The organism is Polynucleobacter sp. es-GGE-1 (assembly GCF_018882005.1).
GTDB lineage: Bacteria > Pseudomonadota > Gammaproteobacteria > Burkholderiales > Burkholderiaceae > Polynucleobacter.
Window position 1 is genome coordinate 37,004 of record NZ_JACVPE010000011.1, and the last position, 18,626, is coordinate 55,629.

The 18,626-nt window shown below is 45.8% G+C and carries 20 protein-coding genes and 1 tRNA gene; 15 read left to right on the forward strand and 6 right to left on the reverse strand.

What is annotated here, in order from left to right:
• Positions 1-15 precede the first annotated feature (15 nt).
• The 5 genes from ICN35_RS11490 to ICN35_RS10210 all read left to right on the forward strand — a co-directional run bounded on the left by ICN35_RS11490 (position 16) and on the right by ICN35_RS10210 (position 3,102).
• Positions 16-198, forward strand: a complete 183-nt coding sequence (locus ICN35_RS11490) for a diguanylate cyclase domain-containing protein (RefSeq protein ID WP_215320274.1) — start codon at positions 16-18, stop codon at positions 196-198.
• 117 nt (positions 199-315) lie between these two features.
• Positions 316-1,098 (forward strand): SUMF1/EgtB/PvdO family nonheme iron enzyme, encoded by a 783-nt coding sequence (locus ICN35_RS10195; RefSeq protein WP_216127357.1) that lies wholly within the window; start codon positions 316-318, stop codon positions 1,096-1,098.
• 3 nt (positions 1,099-1,101) lie between these two features.
• Entirely contained in the window at positions 1,102-2,430 is a 1,329-nt protein-coding gene (locus ICN35_RS11450; RefSeq protein ID WP_216127359.1) for an ATP-dependent RecD-like DNA helicase, read from the forward strand.
• A 55-nt stretch (positions 2,431-2,485) separates the two neighbouring features.
• Positions 2,486-2,776, forward strand: coding sequence for an AbrB/MazE/SpoVT family DNA-binding domain-containing protein (locus tag ICN35_RS10205; RefSeq protein WP_216127360.1), 291 nt, complete (start codon positions 2,486-2,488; stop codon positions 2,774-2,776).
• A gap of 5 nt (positions 2,777-2,781) precedes the next feature.
• Positions 2,782-3,102 carry a type II toxin-antitoxin system PemK/MazF family toxin gene (locus tag ICN35_RS10210; protein ID WP_216127495.1) on the forward strand — a complete coding sequence of 107 codons (321 nt, stop codon included), beginning with the start codon at positions 2,782-2,784 and terminating at the stop codon, positions 3,100-3,102.
• Between the two features lie 7 nt (positions 3,103-3,109).
• On the opposite strand, the gene ICN35_RS10215 is transcribed toward ICN35_RS10210, so the two are convergent.
• Both ICN35_RS10215 and ICN35_RS10220 read right to left on the reverse strand, forming a co-directional pair.
• Entirely contained in the window at positions 3,110-4,699 is a 1,590-nt protein-coding gene (locus ICN35_RS10215) for a gamma-glutamyltransferase family protein (protein ID WP_216127361.1), read from the reverse strand.
• Between the two features lie 24 nt (positions 4,700-4,723).
• Positions 4,724-5,704 (reverse strand): tripartite tricarboxylate transporter substrate binding protein, encoded by a 981-nt coding sequence (locus ICN35_RS10220; RefSeq protein ID WP_216127362.1) that lies wholly within the window; start codon positions 5,702-5,704, stop codon positions 4,724-4,726.
• Between the two features lie 89 nt (positions 5,705-5,793).
• Between ICN35_RS10220 and ICN35_RS10225 the strand changes: the two genes are divergently transcribed.
• The 9 genes from ICN35_RS10225 (at position 5,794) to soxA (ending at position 14,076) form a co-directional block, all read left to right on the forward strand.
• Positions 5,794-7,146, forward strand: coding sequence for an aminotransferase class III-fold pyridoxal phosphate-dependent enzyme (locus ICN35_RS10225; RefSeq protein WP_216127364.1), 1,353 nt, complete (start codon positions 5,794-5,796; stop codon positions 7,144-7,146).
• A 42-nt stretch (positions 7,147-7,188) separates the two neighbouring features.
• Positions 7,189-8,064, forward strand: coding sequence for an oxaloacetate decarboxylase (locus ICN35_RS10230; RefSeq protein WP_216127366.1), 876 nt, complete (start codon positions 7,189-7,191; stop codon positions 8,062-8,064).
• 19 nt (positions 8,065-8,083) lie between these two features.
• Positions 8,084-9,061 carry a tripartite tricarboxylate transporter substrate binding protein gene (locus tag ICN35_RS10235; protein ID WP_216127368.1) on the forward strand — a complete coding sequence of 326 codons (978 nt, stop codon included), beginning with the start codon at positions 8,084-8,086 and terminating at the stop codon, positions 9,059-9,061.
• A gap of 277 nt (positions 9,062-9,338) precedes the next feature.
• Positions 9,339-9,788, forward strand: coding sequence for a (2Fe-2S)-binding protein (locus ICN35_RS10240; protein WP_215296849.1), 450 nt, complete (start codon positions 9,339-9,341; stop codon positions 9,786-9,788).
• A 9-nt stretch (positions 9,789-9,797) separates the two neighbouring features.
• Positions 9,798-12,014, forward strand: coding sequence for a xanthine dehydrogenase family protein molybdopterin-binding subunit (locus tag ICN35_RS10245; protein WP_215296851.1), 2,217 nt, complete (start codon positions 9,798-9,800; stop codon positions 12,012-12,014).
• Positions 12,015-12,062: 48 nt separating this feature from the next.
• Complete coding sequence (gene soxX / locus ICN35_RS10250; protein WP_255535805.1) at positions 12,063-12,482, forward strand: sulfur oxidation c-type cytochrome SoxX; 420 nt, start codon at positions 12,063-12,065, stop codon at positions 12,480-12,482.
• Positions 12,479-12,964 carry a SoxY-related AACIE arm protein gene (locus ICN35_RS10255; RefSeq protein ID WP_216127372.1) on the forward strand — a complete coding sequence of 162 codons (486 nt, stop codon included), beginning with the start codon at positions 12,479-12,481 and terminating at the stop codon, positions 12,962-12,964. The genes soxX and ICN35_RS10255 overlap by 4 nt, the downstream gene beginning before the upstream one ends.
• Positions 12,965-12,973: 9 nt before the next feature.
• The gene (locus ICN35_RS10260; protein WP_215296856.1) at positions 12,974-13,303 is read left to right on the forward strand and encodes a thiosulfate oxidation carrier complex protein SoxZ; all 330 of its coding nucleotides are present in this window, start codon (positions 12,974-12,976) and stop codon (positions 13,301-13,303) included.
• A complete protein-coding gene (gene soxA / locus ICN35_RS10265) occupies positions 13,300-14,076 on the forward strand; it encodes a sulfur oxidation c-type cytochrome SoxA (RefSeq protein ID WP_216127373.1) in 777 nt (258 codons plus the stop codon). The genes ICN35_RS10260 and soxA overlap by 4 nt, the downstream gene beginning before the upstream one ends.
• On the opposite strand, the gene purU is transcribed toward soxA, so the two are convergent.
• The 4 genes from purU to ICN35_RS10285 form a co-directional block, all read right to left on the reverse strand.
• Positions 14,077-14,931, reverse strand: a complete 855-nt coding sequence (gene purU, locus ICN35_RS10270; protein WP_216127375.1) for a formyltetrahydrofolate deformylase — start codon at positions 14,929-14,931, stop codon at positions 14,077-14,079. It abuts the gene before it with no gap.
• A 70-nt stretch (positions 14,932-15,001) separates the two neighbouring features.
• Positions 15,002-15,364 carry a hypothetical protein gene (locus ICN35_RS10275; protein WP_216127377.1) on the reverse strand — a complete coding sequence of 121 codons (363 nt, stop codon included), beginning with the start codon at positions 15,362-15,364 and terminating at the stop codon, positions 15,002-15,004.
• 11 nt (positions 15,365-15,375) lie between these two features.
• The gene (locus ICN35_RS10280) at positions 15,376-15,783 is read right to left on the reverse strand and encodes a surface-adhesin E family protein (protein ID WP_215296864.1); all 408 of its coding nucleotides are present in this window, start codon (positions 15,781-15,783) and stop codon (positions 15,376-15,378) included.
• A gap of 66 nt (positions 15,784-15,849) precedes the next feature.
• The gene (locus ICN35_RS10285; protein ID WP_216127379.1) at positions 15,850-18,309 is read right to left on the reverse strand and encodes a penicillin acylase family protein; all 2,460 of its coding nucleotides are present in this window, start codon (positions 18,307-18,309) and stop codon (positions 15,850-15,852) included.
• 135 nt (positions 18,310-18,444) lie between these two features.
• Here ICN35_RS10285 and ICN35_RS10290 point away from each other — a divergent pair.
• A tRNA-Leu gene (locus ICN35_RS10290) sits at positions 18,445-18,533 on the forward strand.
• Positions 18,534-18,626 lie beyond the last annotated feature (93 nt).

Below are 18,626 nucleotides of genomic sequence, written 5' to 3' on the forward strand. Positions count from 1 at the left end.
CCTAACTAGTGCGTTTTGGAAGGCTTAACTACTTCCTACAACTTAAATGGTTATTTCGCAAAGGTTTCGGCGAGCATTGGGGTCGCTATTTATCTGGTAGATAATGTCAGCTCTGCCTATGAATTAATTGCCCATGCAGATGAGGCGATGTGTAAGGCTAAAGAATTGGGTAAAAATCGCTCTTATTTTTATTGCTAAACATTGAGCTAATGCGTTGGAATACCGGCGCACAAGCTATTTTCTTTGATGATCACTTGATGTGCTAACGAGATTCTTTCATTAGAATAGTTTCTTTGCCCTAGCTCACATCCCTATATGAAAAAGTTTGATATTTACCAAATCCTTTTCGGTCTATTACTCACAGTCATTGCTCTGTATTTCATGCTGCGTCCCTCTAGTGGTCAAAGTACTCCTGCATCCTCTATTCCTACTGTGCAAATTGGTAATCTCATTTGGGATCAAACCGAGATGAATATCGCTGATGTCAAAGTCTTTGCTGCTACCGGATTTGTGAGTGCTGCCGAGAAGAATGGTGGGGGTCTTGCTTATGAAGGCGGCTTTGTGCAAAAGCCAGGTTGGACGTGGAAGACACCTTATGGTGTTCCTGCAGGGGATTTTGAGCCTGCAGTGCATCTCAATCAAAAAGAAGCAGAGTCAATTTGTCGTTACTACGGCAAACGTTTGCCAACAGAGGCTGAGTGGATTTCAGCGGCATTCCTAGAGCAAAGAGCGAATCCGCCAGCTGGATATACCAAAGGACAGCGTTACCCATTTCCAGGTGGCAGTACACCAGCAGTTTCTCATTGCCTAAGCGGCTGTGGTGACTATAAGGGTTTAGCTCCTGCTGGGGCTCTGAATCGCGGTACAGGGCATGTCACCACTAAAACGACTAACCCTGGTGTCAATGGTATGTATGACATGGGCGGTAACGTTTGGGAGTGGACTGCTACTGAGCGTAACGGTGGATACATCACCCGCGGTTCTTCATGGTGGTATGGCCCAGAAAGACAGCAAGAGTCTGATATCGAATCTAAATCAGGTGATATTGCCGTGGTGTATATCGGATTTCGGTGTGTAGCCGATGCCGTGAAACAATAGGGGATGACTAGTCCTGTAGTAGATTCATCCGAAATTGAAGTTACCCCCGATTACGAGGCGGTAATAGAGGCCATTGAGCGTCATGATCCTTATATCTTTGTCAGCGGTAAAGCCGGCACTGGTAAGACAACTCTGATTGGTTACCTCCGAGAAACGATTTCTGGCAACGTTGTCGTGGTGGCGCCAACAGGCGTTGCAGCACTCCAGGTAAAAGGAGTGACGATTCATTCCTTCTTTCGTTTACCACCCCGTTTAATTTTTCCGGAAGAAGATATCAAGCCATTGCGCGATAAGCGTCTTTATAAAGATATCCGCTTACTCATTATTGATGAGATTTCAATGGTACGCGCCGATGTGGTCGATGCGATGGACTTGTTCTTACGTGAGAACGGTCCGCAAAAAGGCAAACCTTTTGGGGGTATTCAGGTGATGTTTGTCGGGGACTTATTTCAACTACCGCCAGTCGTATCGAGCGGTGATATGCAAGTCCTGGCTGATCGTGGCTACGAGGGGCCGTATTTCTTTTGCGCAATGGCTCTGCATCGCAAAGAAGTCACTATGGTGGAATTGTCTAAGATCTTTCGTCAAAAAGATGAGCACTTTGCCAGCCTTCTGAATCGCATCCGTATTAATCAAGATGTCGATGAAGCTATTGATACGCTCAATGCTCAGTGTTATCGAGCAAATCAAGCAGTAGATGAAGAAACGATCACACTGACCACCACCAATGCAAGAGCAGATCAAATCAATGGAGCAGGATTACGCGCCATTGATTCAGATATCAAGGTGTATATCGGTAAAACGACTGGTAAGTTTAATGTTGATGAGCGTAACTTACCTTCAGCAAATAACCTAGCGCTAAAGGTGGGTGCCAAGGTGATGTTTACTGCAACTGACTCAGTTTTTCCGAAGCGTTGGGTGAATGGCACGATTGGGGTTGTTAGAGAATTGCTTGCCGATAAAGTCAAGGTGATGGTTAAAAACGGACCATATTCCAATACGGTTGAAGTTACTGTTCATCAATGGGAATCGTATCGCTACGATCATGACATGATGTCTGGCAAGATCACTCCCAGCATTATTGGTACCTATGTACAGATTCCCTTAATGCTCGCTTGGGCAGTCACTATTCATAAAAGCCAGGGTAAGACGCTTGATAAGGTGAAGGTAGACTTATCTTCTGGCGCCTTTGCATCAGGGCAGGTCTACGTAGCACTCAGTCGCTGTAAAACGATTGAAGGGATTTCTCTGCAAAGACCGATTGAGCCCAGAGACGTCAGCTGTGATCAAGAGATCAAACGGTTTTATATGAACTGCTTGCCCTCTAAATAGGGGTATTCGCTCTTATTTGACCTCTTTCGATTTATGTAATAACATTGTTATTACTATGAATAAAAGCTATAAATCTAATGTTGCAACCAGAGTACCACTACAGGTGGCTATTAGGGCTATTGGCAACTCTAAAGGCGTGGTCATTCCAAAGATTATTCTTGAGCAATCTGGAATACAGGAGCTCGTTGAGATGTCGGTCGATGGAGAAAAAATCATTCTAAGCAAGCCAAAAAATACCGTGAGAGAAAATTGGTCTCAGGATGCGCAAAGTCTTGCAAAATCTGGCGAGGATAAATTAGTGCTTGGAGATTTTTCTAATGATGAAGATGGAGATTGGGTTTGGTAAGAAGTATTGTTTCTCGTGGAGAAATTTGGCTTATCAATTTAGACCCAACAATTGGGAGTGAAATTAAAAAAACACGCCCATGTATCGTGGTGTCACCTCAAGAGTTAAATGACCATTTGCGAACAGTCATTATTGCTCCCATGACAAGCAAGGGCAGGGCGGCAGGATTTCGAGTGCCTATTACGCATGATGGCAAGAAGGGTCTTATTCTTTTGGATCAAATTAGAGCTGTTGATAAAGCACGCTTAGTCAAAAAGGTGGGGAAGGCTAATCCCAAAACCTTAACTACTAGTCTTGGCGTACTGCAAGAGGCTTTTGCGATTTAGCGAAAACTTAAAACCCAGCCGCTAATCCATCTCGGCGGTGGTCACTACCAGCGATATAGACAGAGTCAATCTCTTCGCTTAACTTCGCAATCGCTTGAGCGCTACCAAAGTCCAAACTATTAGCGGGTTGTATAGCAACTTCATGACCCATTGCGATTAGTCCATCTACTACGCTTTGAGGCATGGATGCTTCTACCGTAAGCTTGCCTAAGTCATCTATACGCCAACGTGGAGTATCAGAACAAGCTTGGGGATTGAGATATTCATCGACAAAGCGCATGACAAATTGAATATGACCTTGTGGTTGCATATTGCCACCCATCACCCCAAATGCCATGCTAGGCTTACCAGCCTTGGTGAGGAATGCAGGCAAGATCGTATGGAAAGGGCGCTTACCAGGTGCCACTTGATTGGGGTGACCAGCAACCAAGCTAAAGCTCATACCGCGATTATGAAAGGCAATGCCACCAGGAGCAACAACACCAGAACCAAAGCCTTTGAAGTTCGACTGAATATAAGAAATCATCATGCCCGATTCATCAGCAGCGCAAAGATAGACGGTGCCTCCAGAGTGCGGGTCACCAGCACCATAACTACCAGCTTTAGTGTGATCAATCATGGCGGCACGGCTTGCGAGGTAATCTCTATCTAATAGGCTAGATACCGGCACCTCCATTGAGCGTGCATCTGATACATAGGCATAAGCATCGGCAAATGCCAGGCGCATAGCTTCAATCTGTAGATGAATACGTTGTGCTGAATTGGCAGGATATTGCTTGACATTGGCAGCTTGCAAAATTCCTAAAGCCATTTGTGCGGCAATGCCAGAACCATTTGGGGGAATTTCTAAGAGCGTGTAGTCACCATAATCAAAGGCGAGGGGCTCAACCCATTCTGGCCGGTTATCAGCAAAGTCTTGCATGGAAAAGCATCCGCCGGTTGCTTTAGCAAACTCGACCATGCTTTGGGCGAGAGGGCCTTTATAAAAAGATTCACCTTCGGTAGCGGCAATGTCTTTTAAGGTTTTTGCTTGAGCGTGGTATTTCCAAATTTGTCCTGCTGCAGGTGCTTTACCATCGATTAAAAATGATTCACTAAATCCCGGTTGATTTTTCAGAATCGGAATGGCTTCGCGCCATTGACGCGCGATTACTGGAGAAACCGGAAAACCATTTTCTGCGTAATTAATGGCGCGCTTAAATAATTGTGCAAAGGGAAGCTTGCCAAATTTTCTAGAGAGTTCAATCCAGCCAGCGACCATGCCTGGCACTGTGACCGTATTCCAACCAATGAGATCCATCGCAGTCTTACCTGCAAAATATTCTGGAGTCCATGCTGCAGGTGCACGACCTGAAGCATTGAGGCCATGAATTTTCGTACCATCCCACAAAATTGCGAAGCTGTCACCACCAAGACCGTTCATAGTAGGCTCAACAACGGTCAGCGTAATGGCAGTTGCTAGAGCGGCATCAACGGCGTTGCCGCCATTTTGCAGCGCCTCAATACCTGCTTGAGTGGCTAAGGGCTGAGAGCTTGCAACAGTATTTCTGGCGAGAACAGGGGCGCGACCGCCACCAAAAGGAGGGGAAATAAGCATGGATTTAGTAGTCAGAATAAAAGGTCAATCAACTTTGATATTGGCTGACTTTACTACTTTCCCCCACTTGTTCGCTTCGTTGGCTGTAATTTCAGTAAGTTTTTCTGAGTTAGCAAACTCTGGATGAATACCTTGTGCCGCCATACGCGCCTTAAAGTCAGGGTTAGTCAGAATCTTGCGAATCTCTCTTTCTAACTTGGCAACAATGGCTGGGGACGTTCCTTTCGGAACATAAACAGCATAGAAATTTTCCACGTCAAATTGCTTCATACCGTCTTGCCCTAGTGTTGGGACATTGGGCATCAATGGTGAGCGCTCTGCAGCAGCAATGGCAATGGGGCGCAGTTTGCCACTCTGAATATGGGGCAAAGAAGCCGTGACACTGTCAAACATCATGAGTGTGTTACCAGCAATCAAGTCGGGCAGAGCAAAGCTGCTGCCTTTATATGGAATATGGGTACCCTTAGCACCAATGCGTTGCATAAACAAAGTGGACTCTAAATGCGAGAGGCTGCCATTACCTTGCGAGGCGTAATTGAAGTCACCCTTCTTGGATTTAATATAGGCAATTAATTCAGGCAGATTTTTTGCAGGAACAGTTGGGTTGATCACAATTAAGTGAGGCACCGTTCCAATCAAAGCTACTGGTACAAAATCCTTTTGTAAATCAGCGGGCGGGTTTTTAAATAGCGCCGAAGAAATCGATTGGTTGGTGAGGGCGCTAATGTGAATCGTGTAGCCATCTGGCACTGCTTTCGAGGCGGCTTGTAAGCCAATCATGCCGCCAGCACCAGGTTTGTTTTCTACTACGATAGATTGGCCAAGCGCTTCAGCTAAGGGGGCGGTTACGCTGCGTGCAAAGATATCTGTAGAGCCGCCAGCTGGAAAAGCGAGGATAGCGACGATCGGTTTTTTAGGCCAATCGGTCTCTGGAGCCGCGAAAGCAGAGCTGAGAAAGCCAAGCAGGGTACAACTGATCAACAGAAGGAATTTAAAGATAGTCATTTCATGGTCCGTAAGGAGTCTATGGTGTTAATGGGTAATATAGTATGGGATATTCAAATAATGTTTCAACCAGACTCTAAGAGACGCTCATGACAGCAGCAAATCAAACTGTAAATGGTGTAGATATGTCAGCTTACTGGCTGCCATTTACACCAAATCGCTATTTTCATCAGCACCCCAAGATCATGCAGTCTGCCAAGGGAGCTTACTACTATGACGACCATGGGCGGAAGCTGTTTGATGGCCTTTCTGGGTTGTGGTGCTCCCCCTTGGGGCATGCTGATCCACGTATTGGTGCAGCGATCTCCAAACAATATGAAACCATGGACTATTGCCCAGCTTTTCAGATGGCAAGTGAGGCTACTTTTAGTCTGGCCACTCGCATTGCCAAAATGGCACCGGCCGGCTTAGATAAAGTCTTTTTTACGAACTCCGGTTCTGAGGCAGTAGATACTGCACTCAAAATTGCGATCGGCTATCACCGGGTGATGGGAAATGCCTCACGCATTCGGATGATCGGTCGTGATCGTGCCTATCACGGTGTTGGTATCGGTGGCATCTCTGTTGGTGGGATGGTATCGAATCGCAAAATGTTTGCGAGCATGATGATGCCCGGTGTCGATCATTTGCCACATACCCTCAATCTCTCACAAATGGCTTTTTCAAAAGGTCAGCCCACTTGGGGTGCACACCTTGCAGATGAATTAGAAAAGATCGTAGCTTTGCAGGATGCCAATACGATTGCTGCCGTCATTCTTGAGCCGGTGCAAGGATCTACTGGTGTGATCGTTCCGCCAGAAGGCTACCTACAAAAAATCCGTGAGATCTGTACTAAGCATGGCATCTTGTTAATCTTTGATGAGGTCATTACTGGCTTTGGCCGTCTAGGTACAAATTTTGGAGCTGATCGATTTGGCGTAGTCCCTGACATGATTACCTTTGCCAAAGCCATTACGAATGGTGTGATTCCATTGGGTGGTGTGATTGTCCGCGGCGATATCTATGACAGCATTATTGCCGCTGGTGGACAAGATCAAGCGATTGAATTTTTTCATGGCTATACCTATTCAGGGCACCCCATTCCAACGGCTGCTGGTCACGCAGTGCTGGATATTTTTGAATCAGATGATTTAGTCAATCGCGCAAAAGCATTGGAACCCATTTTAGAAAATGGCCTACATGCCATGAAAGGCAAAACAGGGTTGCTCGATATTCGTAACTTCGGATTATCTGGCGCAGTAGAGCTAGACCCCATCCCAGGCAAGCCCGGACTGCGCGCTCTTAAAGTCCTGGAAGCCTGTATTGAAAGAGGTGCCTTAGTGCGTGTTGCAGGAGACGTTATCGCAGTAGGCCCCCCATTCATATCAGAGCCTAAAGAAGTGGAGTTCTTGTGTAGTGTATTGGGTGATGCAGTTGATGCTGCCATGAAGATCAATGCTTAACAATCAATTGGCAATGAGACCAATATAGCAATCGGGAGATACATGACTACGCAAAGAGCTTTATTTAATGAGCGATTAAGCAAACCAGGCTTAATTGTTGCACCTGGAGTTTATGAGATGGTTTCATTGAGGCTTGCTGATCGTATGAACTTTGATGCTCTCTACATGACAGGTTATGGCACCGTTGCCTCATTATTGGGTTTGCCAGATGCTGGCTTTGCAACCTACACCGAGATGGTTGGTCGAGTCACTGCAATGGCTGGTATGGCAAAGACTCCCTTAATCGCGGATGGCGATACTGGTTACGGTGGATTACTTAATGTGCGTCACACCATTCATGGATATGAAGCTGCTGGCGCAGTTGCTATTCAACTTGAAGATCAAGAGTTCCCTAAGAAATGTGGACATACGCCTGGTCGTCGAGTAATTCCGTTAGAGGACATGGTAAAGAAGATCGAGGTTGCAGTCGCAACGCGCACTGACCCTCATTTCAAAATTATTGCCAGGACAGACGCAAGAACTACCCTCGGATTGGATGAGGCGCTAAGACGTGGCGAGGCTTATGCACGTGCTGGTGCTGATATCTTATTTATTGAGTCTCCTGAGACCCAAGAAGAAATGCAACAGATAGGGAAAACTTTCCCTAACCATCCTTTGATTGCGAATATGGTGGAAAAGGGTAGAACACCCGTCTTGTCTAAAGCGGAATTAGAGCAATTAGGCTACAAGATTGCTATCTTTCCAGTCACTGCTTTGCTCGCTTCTGTGCAAGCAATGACCCAGGTTTATGAGCACTTTAAAGACTCAGGATCATCTATCAATAATCCAGTAGATTTATATGACTTTGGAGATTTATCAAAGTTAATGGGCTTTGAGGACGTTTGGGAATTCGAAAAACGTTTTGTAGAAACGAAGTAAAACTCAATAAAGGGTCAGCATGAAATTGCATCGTTACCTATCATCAGCTATTTTTTTACTTACAGTACTTGTTTCGACTGCTAGCTTTGCTCAATTGAATTACCCCAATCGCCCGATACGCTTAATTATTCCCTTTACTCCAGGTGGTGTCACCGATACCTCGGGCCGTTTTATTGCTGAGCAACTTTCATTAAAGCTAGGCCAGCAAGTAATTGCGGATAACAAGCCAGGCGCCTCTGGAAATATCGGCTCACAAATGGTTGCATCCGCCGAGCCTGATGGTTATACCTTGTTATTGGGATATGCCGGTACGTTGTCGATTAATCCCTCGCTCTTTGATAAGGTCCCTTTTGATAGCGTCAAAGACTTTGCGCCAATTGGAAAAATTGGTGATGCTATTTTGATCGTGGTCGCTAACAATGATTTCCAAGGCAAAACTTTGGCCGATGTCATTGCCATCTCTAAAAAGGACCCCAACGGCCTTTCCTATGGAACCTCAGGATCAGGCGGTACACCCCATATTGCTGGCGAGTTATTCAAGCAAAAGACTGGTGCCAATTTAGTTCATGTCCCTTACAAAGGGGGAGGTCAAGCTTTATTAGATTTATTGGGTGGCAATATTCCTCTGGTCTACACAGCCGTTGCGGGAGCAAATCAATATGTTGCGACAGGGCGCATTAAAGCGATTGCAGTCTCTAGCGCAAAGAGAAGTCCCAGCATGCCCGACGTGCCTACTTTTATCGAGAGTGGCGTGAAAGACTTTGTGATTGATGATTGGGTGGGTTTACTGGCTCCAGTAAAAACGCCTAAGCCAATCATTACTAAATTGAACCAAGCATTAAATGAGATATTGAATTCACCGGAAGGTAAAGCCAAGCTTCTATCGATGGGCATCTTTCCATCTCCTGGCACTCCCGAGAAATTTGGTGAGCAAATTAAGGGTGATTTAATTCGCTTTGCACCAATTGTGAAGGCCGCTCAGATCAAATCTGAGTGATTAACCGCTGTTGCCATCTATGCATATATAGCGTTGCACTTTTCCAGGTAAGGCAGCTACCTAGAACTTGGAGACCAGCTCGCCAAGGTCTTGAACTAGGTTGATCTGGACAAGGCCTTAAATCATCTTCTCATCTTCAGTCTTGATTTTTTATGTTGCATCGCAATATATCGATTCTTGTTTAATATAAGCACAACATAAGTAGGGTATAAAAAAAACAGAGGACTTATTCTGAAAAGAAAAATTCCTGCGATCTAAAACTAATAGGAGACCGCTCATGGCTGAGTTAAATGTCAATGGTAAGAAGTACAAAGTAGATGTAGATCCAGATACCCCATTGCTGTGGGTCATCCGTGAGCAAGTTGGACTCACTGGCACTAAGTATGGATGCGGTATCGGTGTTTGCGGCGCTTGTACTGTCCTATTTGAAGGTCAAGCTTTGCGTAGTTGCTCACTCCCTGTTTCTGCAGCCTTTGGCAAAAAAATTGAGACCATTGAGAGCCTAGAAAAGAGTGGTCAGCTTTCAAAAGTACAAAAAGCATGGGTTGATAACCAGGTGCCACAGTGTGGCTATTGCCAGTCCGGTATGGTGATGGCAACCACTGCTTTGTTACGTAACAACCCCAAGCCAACGGATGCGCAAATCGATGAGTCGATTACCAATATCTGCCGTTGTGGCACATTCCAACAAGTGCGTGCAGCGATTCATGCTGCTAGCAAGGCTTAAGGAGGCATCATGACTACTACTATTAATACCTCCCGCCGCCACTTTGTGGTTGGCTCCAGTGCAATTGCAACAGGTCTTGCAATTGGTTTTGATCTGACATTGATGTCTTCGGCTAATGCTGCTGTAGGAACAGGTACTACTGCTATGGCACCGCTGGCCAACCCTGAGATTGGTGTTTGGGTTGTTGTGAAGCCGAACGATGATGTGATCGTCCGTATTGTTCGCTCAGAAATGGGTCAGGGCACGATTACTGGTCTGGCACAAATGGTTGCCGAAGAACTCGAGTGCGATTGGAAAAAAGTGTCATATGACTACCCATCTCCAGCTGAGAATCTAAAACGAAACAAAGTATGGGGTAGTTACTCCACCGGTGGTAGCCGCGGTATTCGCACCTCTGAACAGTACGTTCGTAAAGGCGGTGCAGCGGCACGCATGATGCTGATTCAGGCGGCGGCCAATCAGTGGAATGTGCCAGTAACAGAGTGCGTAGCAGCCAATAGCGTGATTACACATACTCCTTCTGGCCGTAAGACCACTTTCGGTAAAGTTTCTGTTGCGGCATCCCAGTTACCTGTACCTACTGAAGTTCCATTGAAAGATCCTAAAGAGTGGAAGCTCATTGGCAAATCAGTTAATCGTATTGATGGAACAGCTGATAAGGTGACTGGCCGTCAGGTCTATGCCATCGACTTGAAGATGCCTGGCATGTTGGTTGCCAACATTAAAGAATCACCTGTGTTTGGTGGTAAGGTCAAAAGCTACGACGCCGCTAAAGCACAGAGTATGAAGGGTGTTAAAAAAGTGGTTCAGGTTGGTGACTCTGCTGTTGCGGTTGTAGCAGAAACTTTCTGGCAGGCTAAGACTGCCTTAGATCAAGTCAATATCGTTTGGGATAACGGCGCCAATGGGAATGTTTCAAGTGCCTCTATTAAGAAGATGCTTGAAGACGGTCTGAATGCGGATGACGCATTTGTTCACAACAGCAATGGTGATGTCAACACAGCTTTTTCTAGCGCATCTAAAAAAATCGAAGCCACTTATTTCTATCCGTTCTTGAATCATGCCACTCTAGAGCCACAAACGGCTACTGCTAAGTGGACTGCAGACTCTTGCGAAGCATGGGTACCCACTCAAGACGGTGAGGCATCATTAGCGGCAGTTATTGCAGCCTCTGGTTTACCTAGCGAGAAATGCAATGTGTACAAGGTGAACTTAGGTGGTGGCTTTGGTCGTCGCGGTGCATTCCAGGATTACACCACTCAGGCCGTCAATATTGCCAAGCAAATGCCTGGCACACCTATTAAGTTGATCTGGACTCGCGACGAGGATATGACGCAAGGTCGTTACCATCCTGTGATGATGTGCAAGATGTCTGCAGCCATTGATGACAAGAAAAATGTCACCGGCTTGAATATGCGTTTATCTGGTCAGTCGATTTTAGCTGCAGTACGTCCTGCGGTGGTGGCTGCAAATAAAGGTAAAGATCCTTTGGCATTCCAAGGTGTTGAGCCCACTGGTGAGCATGGCATTACGTATAGCTTCCCTAATCTCAATATTGATCACGCTATGCGGAATACGCATGTGCCTCCAGGATTTTGGCGTGGTGTGAACGTTAACCAAAATGCTGTCTTTATTGAAACATTTATGGATGAGTTAGCTGAAGCTACTGGCATGGATGCTGTAGAGTTCCGCCGTAAGCATATGAAAGAGTTCCCGCGCGCGGTGGCTGTACTGAATGCGGTTGCAGATGGCATTGGCTGGACTAAACCTGCTGCACCAGGCGTATATCGTGGGGTTGCGCAGATGCGCTCCTTCGGTAGTTATGTTGCTGCTGCGTGCGAGCTCTCTGTAAAAAATGGTAACGAGGTGAAGATTCATCGCATTGTTGCTGCTACTGATCCAGGCTATATTGTCAATCCTGCTCAGGTAAGTCGTCAGGTTTCTGGTTCATTTGTATATGGCCTTTCTGCCTTGTTCGAAGAAGAGATCACGATTGAAAAAGGTGCAGTAGTGCAGAAGAACTTTGATACCTTTGGTTCTATCCGTCTTGCGCAAATGCCCCCTGTTGAAACCATTGTCATTCAAGGTGGTGGTAAGGACTGGGGTGGAGTGGGTGAGCCTACGATTGCCGTTGCAGCACCAGCAGTACTCAATGCGTTCTACCGCGCTACCGGCAAACGTTTGCGCACTGTGCCATTGAAAAACAGCGGTATTAAGTTGGTCTAATTTGAGTTTAGTGACTCGACGTTTATGAGAAAGAGGTACGCACTAGCAATGCTGTTGCTAGTCGCCCTCAATTCCCATTGGGTAGTAGCGCAAACGATTGTGAATGGCGTCATTGCTGAGCCACTCACTTCAACACCAGGGGATTCGATGCGGGGACGCGCTATTGTGGCGAGTCGTCAATCGGGTTTGTGCCTCTTATGTCATAGTGGGCCCTTTCCAGAGGAGCGCTTTCAGGGTAATTTAGCCCCTGAACTCGGTAGCAGCGTTGCTCGATATACAGCACCTCAACTGAGAGCCAGAATTGTGGATGCAAGTTACTTTAATTCCAAGACCATCATGCCAGCGTATTACCGTACCGATCATTTAAATCGAGTAGCTCCGAAATTTGCAGGTCAGACTATCCTCAATGGACAAGAGATTGAGGATGTTGTGGCCTTTTTACTGACCTTAAATACCACTGTCCAATGATGCGTAAAGATTTCATCGTTCAAAAGAGTCGGCGTGCTTGGCTTAAGAAACTTCAAAAGTTTACTTTTTTAACTCTCGGTGCTTGGTTTAGTCCCTTAACTGTATTTGCTAAACCTGAAGATGCAACGAAGGCGATTACAGAGATTACGGGTGGCAAGCCAGTAATCAATGGAAAAGTGAACTTGGTTATTCCCCCGCTGGTTGAGAACGGTAACTTGGTGGTACTCAAGGTGAGTGTTGAGAGCCCCATGACGCCCAATGATTACGTAAAGGCAATTCATGTCATCGCTGAAGGTAATCCATTGCCCAATATCTTCACTGTCTACTTAACACCCCGTTCAGGTACGGCCAACATTACGACTCGTGTGCGTCTAGCGGATAGTCAGATTGTCAGAGCGATTGCGCAGATGAGTAATGGAAGTTTTTATCAAGGGCAAGCTGAGACCTTAGTTACTCTCTCTGCATGTACTGAAATGGTGTGAGGAAAGATTATGAGTAAAACTTCCCGTACCTCCATCTCTATGCCATCGAGCGCTAAGAAAGGCTCAATCATTGAGATCCGTGCGATTGCCCAGCACGACATGGAATCAGGCTTTCGTTATACAGAAGGCGGTAAGTTAATTCCACGTGACATTATTCGTGTCTTTACCTGTACCTATAACAATGTCGAAGTCTTCAAAGCAGATTTTTATTCTGGCATCGGCGCTAACCCATTAATTATTTTCACTACGCTTGCTACGGAAACAGGCACTCTAGAATTTAAGTGGACTGGTGATGATGGATATGAGGCGGTAAATCAAGCGAATCTCACTGTTACATGAAGCAGTGGCAGCTTCTTTTCACTGGCTGTTTAATCTTTAGTGCACCGATTGTTTTGGCAGCAACGGATGCTGGAAAGCAAAAACTACAGTCAAGCTATGAGCTCATGTCTGCTGAAAATAAGGCTATGCAGGATGATCCTAGTTTAAATCCAGCGATGTTTTGGGTGGGTGATGGCGAAGCTCTATGGAATAAACCTTCTGCTCAAAACAACAAATCTTGTGCTGGTTGTCATGGGAATGTCCAGAAATCAATGCGTGGCGTTGCAACAGCATTCCCGAAAATGATCAAAGGACGATTGCAGACGCTCGAGGGTCAAATCAATCAATGTAGAGTTGGTGCGCAAGGTGCTCCAGCACTTCCCTATGACAGTAAGGAGCTTCTATCGTTAACAGCCTTGATTGCAAATCAATCCAAAGGAATGCCGATTGCTGTTAGAGAAACACCTGAAAATAAAGCAGCCATGCAAAAAGGGCGTCAATCTTTTTACGAGAGAATGGGTCAGTTAAATTTGTCCTGCGCCCAATGTCATGAAGAGAGAGCTGGCTTGAAATTGGGTGGTAGTTTCATTCCCCAAGGTCATCCGAACGCTTATCCGATCTATCGCCTGGAGTGGCAAACCTTGGGTTCACTCCAGCGTCGCTTACGAAACTGCATGAGCGGTGTGAGGGCGCAGCAATACGAATATGGCTCACCAGAAATGGCTCAACTTGAATTATTTCTGATGTGGCGCGCGCGCGGTCTCCCTATGGAGTCCCCAGGGGTCAGACCTTAATTAGTCAGAGAAAACGACAGAAGTAGTGCCGTTAATTAAAACCCGATCGTGCAAGTAATAGCGCAGAGCGCGTGAGAGAACTGTGCGCTCTAAATCACGTCCTTTGCGTACTAAATCATCTGGCGTATCGCCATGAGTAACGCGAGTCACGTCTTGTTCAATAATAGGACCCTCATCTAAATCGCTCGTAACAAAATGTGAGGTCGCCCCAATTAACTTAATACCGCGGGCATGGGCTTGATGATAGGGCTTAGCACCTTTAAAGCTAGGCAGGAAAGAGTGGTGTACGTTAATGCAACGTCCTGATAATTTGGTAGACAAGTCATCCGACAAGATTTGCATATAGCGCGCCAAAATGACCATATCTACTTTAGAGTCAGCCATGATTTCTAAAAGCTTGGCTTCTTGCGCTGGCTTAGTTTCTGGCGTTACTGGCAAGTGATAAAAAGGAATGTCTGCAAAATCAATGTTGGCATAAACCTCTTGAGGATGATTAGAGACAATGCCGCAGATGATCATTGGTAATTCACCAATCCGCCAGCGATACAGAAGATCAACTAGGCAGTGATCCAATTTAGAAGCCATGATCAATACCCGCTTCAAGTCTTTCACCGCGCGCAGATTCCAGGTGAGCTCAAAACGTTTTACAATCTCCGCAAAACCAAAGCGCAAGGTATTGCCATCAGTCGGGCAGCTAAAGCTCACGCGCATGAAAAATCGTTTGGAAGCCTTATCGTCAAATTGCTGGGCTTCCTCAATATCACCGCCTGTCTGAAATATATAAGTTGAAACTGCAGCTACGATGCCAGGTTTATTAGGACAGGTAAGGGTGAGGTAATAGTTTTCTATAGTCATTACTTAAATCATTCATATTGCTGGTAATCCACCATTTTAGTCTGTGATGGCCGGTATTTAGATAATGCGATTACTGTTTGGCAGTCTCTTTAATCTTTTCTTGGGGACCTAGTAGCGGACTACTGTTATCAATAATCTTGGGCAGAACTACCTCTTCACAGATGGGCTTAGGTCCTACTATATTCATAAAGTTACATTCTTTTTTAGTGGCTGAAGAGGCAGCATGTTCTAAAGGGGATTTACCGGTAGTGGCGGTAGAGGCAATACTGGTTGCCGTTACTGGGTTTGCTACTGCAGCACTTGTTACTGCACCACCTGCTGAACTAGCTGCGGCAGTTCCGGTGCTACCGAGAGCAGCTAAGGGAGCCGCACATCCTTGCAGTAAAGCAAGGTTAAGAGATAAACAAATCCAAATCCAGGGCTGTGATGACATTCAAGAGGGAGTTACTTTGCCTTGCACACAGAATTAAATACGCCTGCCGTCCAAGTTTCACTTAATACGGGCTCAAACTTGCTATCGGGCGTATTGTTATCGGATACCACTTTACCCGTCCCTTTGCTACCAGAAAATTCTTTAAAAGCGATTGGGCGATAACTCACCGTAGGACAGTCATATTCATTCAGGCCAATGATCGAGCTGACGGGTTGTTTATTATTTGGATTAACGCCAGGCTTCTTGAAATCTAACATCGACAGGATTTGTGTTTTTTCACCCTGAGTCTGAACAGTTTCCAGATCCACATACACCACCATTAATTCATTTGCACCCAATTCTTTCCAAGCAGCATTGGCATTGCTATGAGCACATAGGAGGGTTGAAGCGGTGATGCTAGCAAGTAGAATTTTTTTCATTGGATGTCTTTCAAAAAGAGCTTTCAGGTGCTTTGGAATATTTTATACGCCTCATGACTTATGCAATCATTTATTGTTGAGCTCTAGTGTGCGTTTACTGGTTTCAGGTTTCATTTGCAAAGGGAGGTATTCATTCTTAGCCCACAGCGAGTTCATATTGCGATACAGCTTACTCTGGACCCACCCAGATTGTCCTGCCTGATAGATAAATAGTGATTTTTCGAGATCAGAAAAGTCGTAAATGGCTCGTAGGCTTGGAGCTTGCAAGGTTTGATAGGGATTGTTTGAGCGTAATAATTCTAATCTGCCGACGTTAATTGAATTACTGTCCCCTGGAAATGGCGTTTCTATATTAAATAACTTACCAAGAACAGGAATTTTGCTCAAGGGGCGATGCTCTGAGATAGCAATATGCGCTTTGCCCCATGACCATTTTTTAGGATCATTGCCATATTGATTGCTGAGATAGTCAAGCGCTTTGTTAAAGGCATCATTAGAAGACTCAAGGCAGGTTTCGATCGCATCTGTTTTTGGATTGTCACACCATGGGCTATTGGGGTTCTGAACTTGGGTAATTAAGGCACCTCGATAATTGCGCTCACCATAATTTTCAGAGAATAAATAGCTCAATCGAGAAAAGAGATTGCGTGTTAATTGATCAGCCCAGGCATTGAATATGAGTGCGGCAGCACTATCTACTCGCATGTCACCATGAAAGTCTTTTGAGATCTCCAACGCTTGTGCTGCCAATGGATGAGTTGGCGCGCTAGATTTAAATAGCTCTAAGAGTGGTGTGGCACCCAAAGAAACAGTATCCGCCTGCATTGTTTTCATGTAATCAGCATCATGCGAATTGCGAGCTTTAATTAAATCTACGATGCGGTCATAACGTGCTGATAAATCCCAGTCAGCTGTTAAGGGGTTTGGATCATTGGCGGCAATGATCCGTTGATTGGCTGTCGCTATCCAACCTTGTTCTGGATTATTGCTGGCGGGTAACTGTTCAAAAGGTACGTAGCCATTCCAGTCATACTGTTTTTCCCATCCCGGGGCTGGAGCAACGCCATATAGACCTTGATGTAATAGGCGCTTTGGAGCAATGCCAGCCGCTTGGTAGGCAATATTGCCATCGCTATCCGCCATCACTACGTTTTGCATGGGCGCATAATTTTTACGTAATGCTTGCTTAAAAGCATCTATATCTTTAGCGCGATTTATTTCCAATAAACCAGCGACCGATTGATTTTCAATGTCGAGAGCGGTCCAACGTAATGCCAGGGCATAGCGACTGGTATCAATGGCGCGTTTAGCCCGTGCATATGAATCAGAAATCACTGGACCATGACGTGTCTCTTTCACAATGAAATGGAGAGGTGGAGCACCTTTGATATCAATAATCTCTTGACGAACTTTAAATGGCAGCAAGCCATCAGGTCCGCGATACATGCCAGGATTTTTTTCATCAATCTGCTCAATATACAAATCTTGTACGTCGGGATTAGTGTTTGTAAAACTCCAAGCAAATTTATCGGCCCTCCCTAAAACTACCGCCGGAATTCCGGGAAGGGTGGCGCCCAGGACATTCAAGCCGGGGGCGTCTAGATGGGCAAAGTACCAAATGGCAGGTGCTGATAAGCCTAAATGGGGGTCATTTGCTAATAATGGTTTGCCACTGGCAGTGAGTTTGCCGCTAAGAGCCCAGTTGTTTGAGCCAACACCATCTTTCCCTCCCATTAGGTCAACATGACTTAACTCTGTTGCTGGAAGATTTTTAGATCTACTGTTGATGGGTCCAGCCTTGGGGTTAAAGACCTTAAGGTCCTGATAGATCTTGGCAAAATCCATATTGGTCACAGGCTCACCAACTTCAAATGGTGGCATGACCTCCCAAATCTGTTTAGTCGTCAAAAATTGAGATAGCTCGAGCCTTTGTAATTCTTTATGCCAGTTGCCTCCAAGATCGTAGGCCATCATCAGCATCCAGGCGACACTATCGGTCGGAGACCAGTGACCTGGCTTGGAACCAGTTAAGTAGTATTCCACTGGGAGTACCCAGCCAAGTTGTGTATTGCCAGCATTGACACCATCAGCATAGGCTTGCAGTAAGCGCTTTGCGGTCACTGGGTATTTATCGAATTGCTGTTCAGCAGCGTGCTTGACTCCAAGTGTGCGAATGAATCGATCAATGCTGACAGTTTCGCTACCTAAGATTTCAGAGAGGCGACCACTGGCGATGCGACGATTCATTTCCATTTGCCACGACCGCTCGGTAGCATGCAAATATCCTAGAGCAAATAGCGCATCGGATTGACTATTGGCTTTGATATGAGGAATATCCGCCTCATCAAAGGTGATCACCACGCCGTCCCCAAGACTCTTAATGACACGTTTACCCGATGGATTCGATTGTGCGAGATAAAGGTAACTGAGCGTGATGGCTAAAACGATCAGTAGGACGGTTCCAAGCGTCCACAGAAAAGGGCGTAAGAATCGACGTGGTCCGGTTGAATTACCAATGGGCTTCATTTAGATATTTTAGTATTTTTGGGGTGGGCTGCCCTTAGTCTTCAGCGATATGGGCTTCCCAAGGGCATTTAGGGTGTACATGCTAAAATTTCGTTTGTCTTGATTTATATAGCGCGGCAGTGACTGCTAGTGCGAGCCCGAGTGGTGAAATCGGTAGACACAGCAGATTTAAAATCTGCCGACTCAAAAAAGTCGTGCCGGTTCGATTCCGGCCTCGGGCACCAATCGTCATCAGTTCTTATTTCAAAGGGGCAATCACTATTTTGCTTCGCACGCCTAAATTTGATCAAGGTGTTAGCTTTGTACCCGTAGATAGC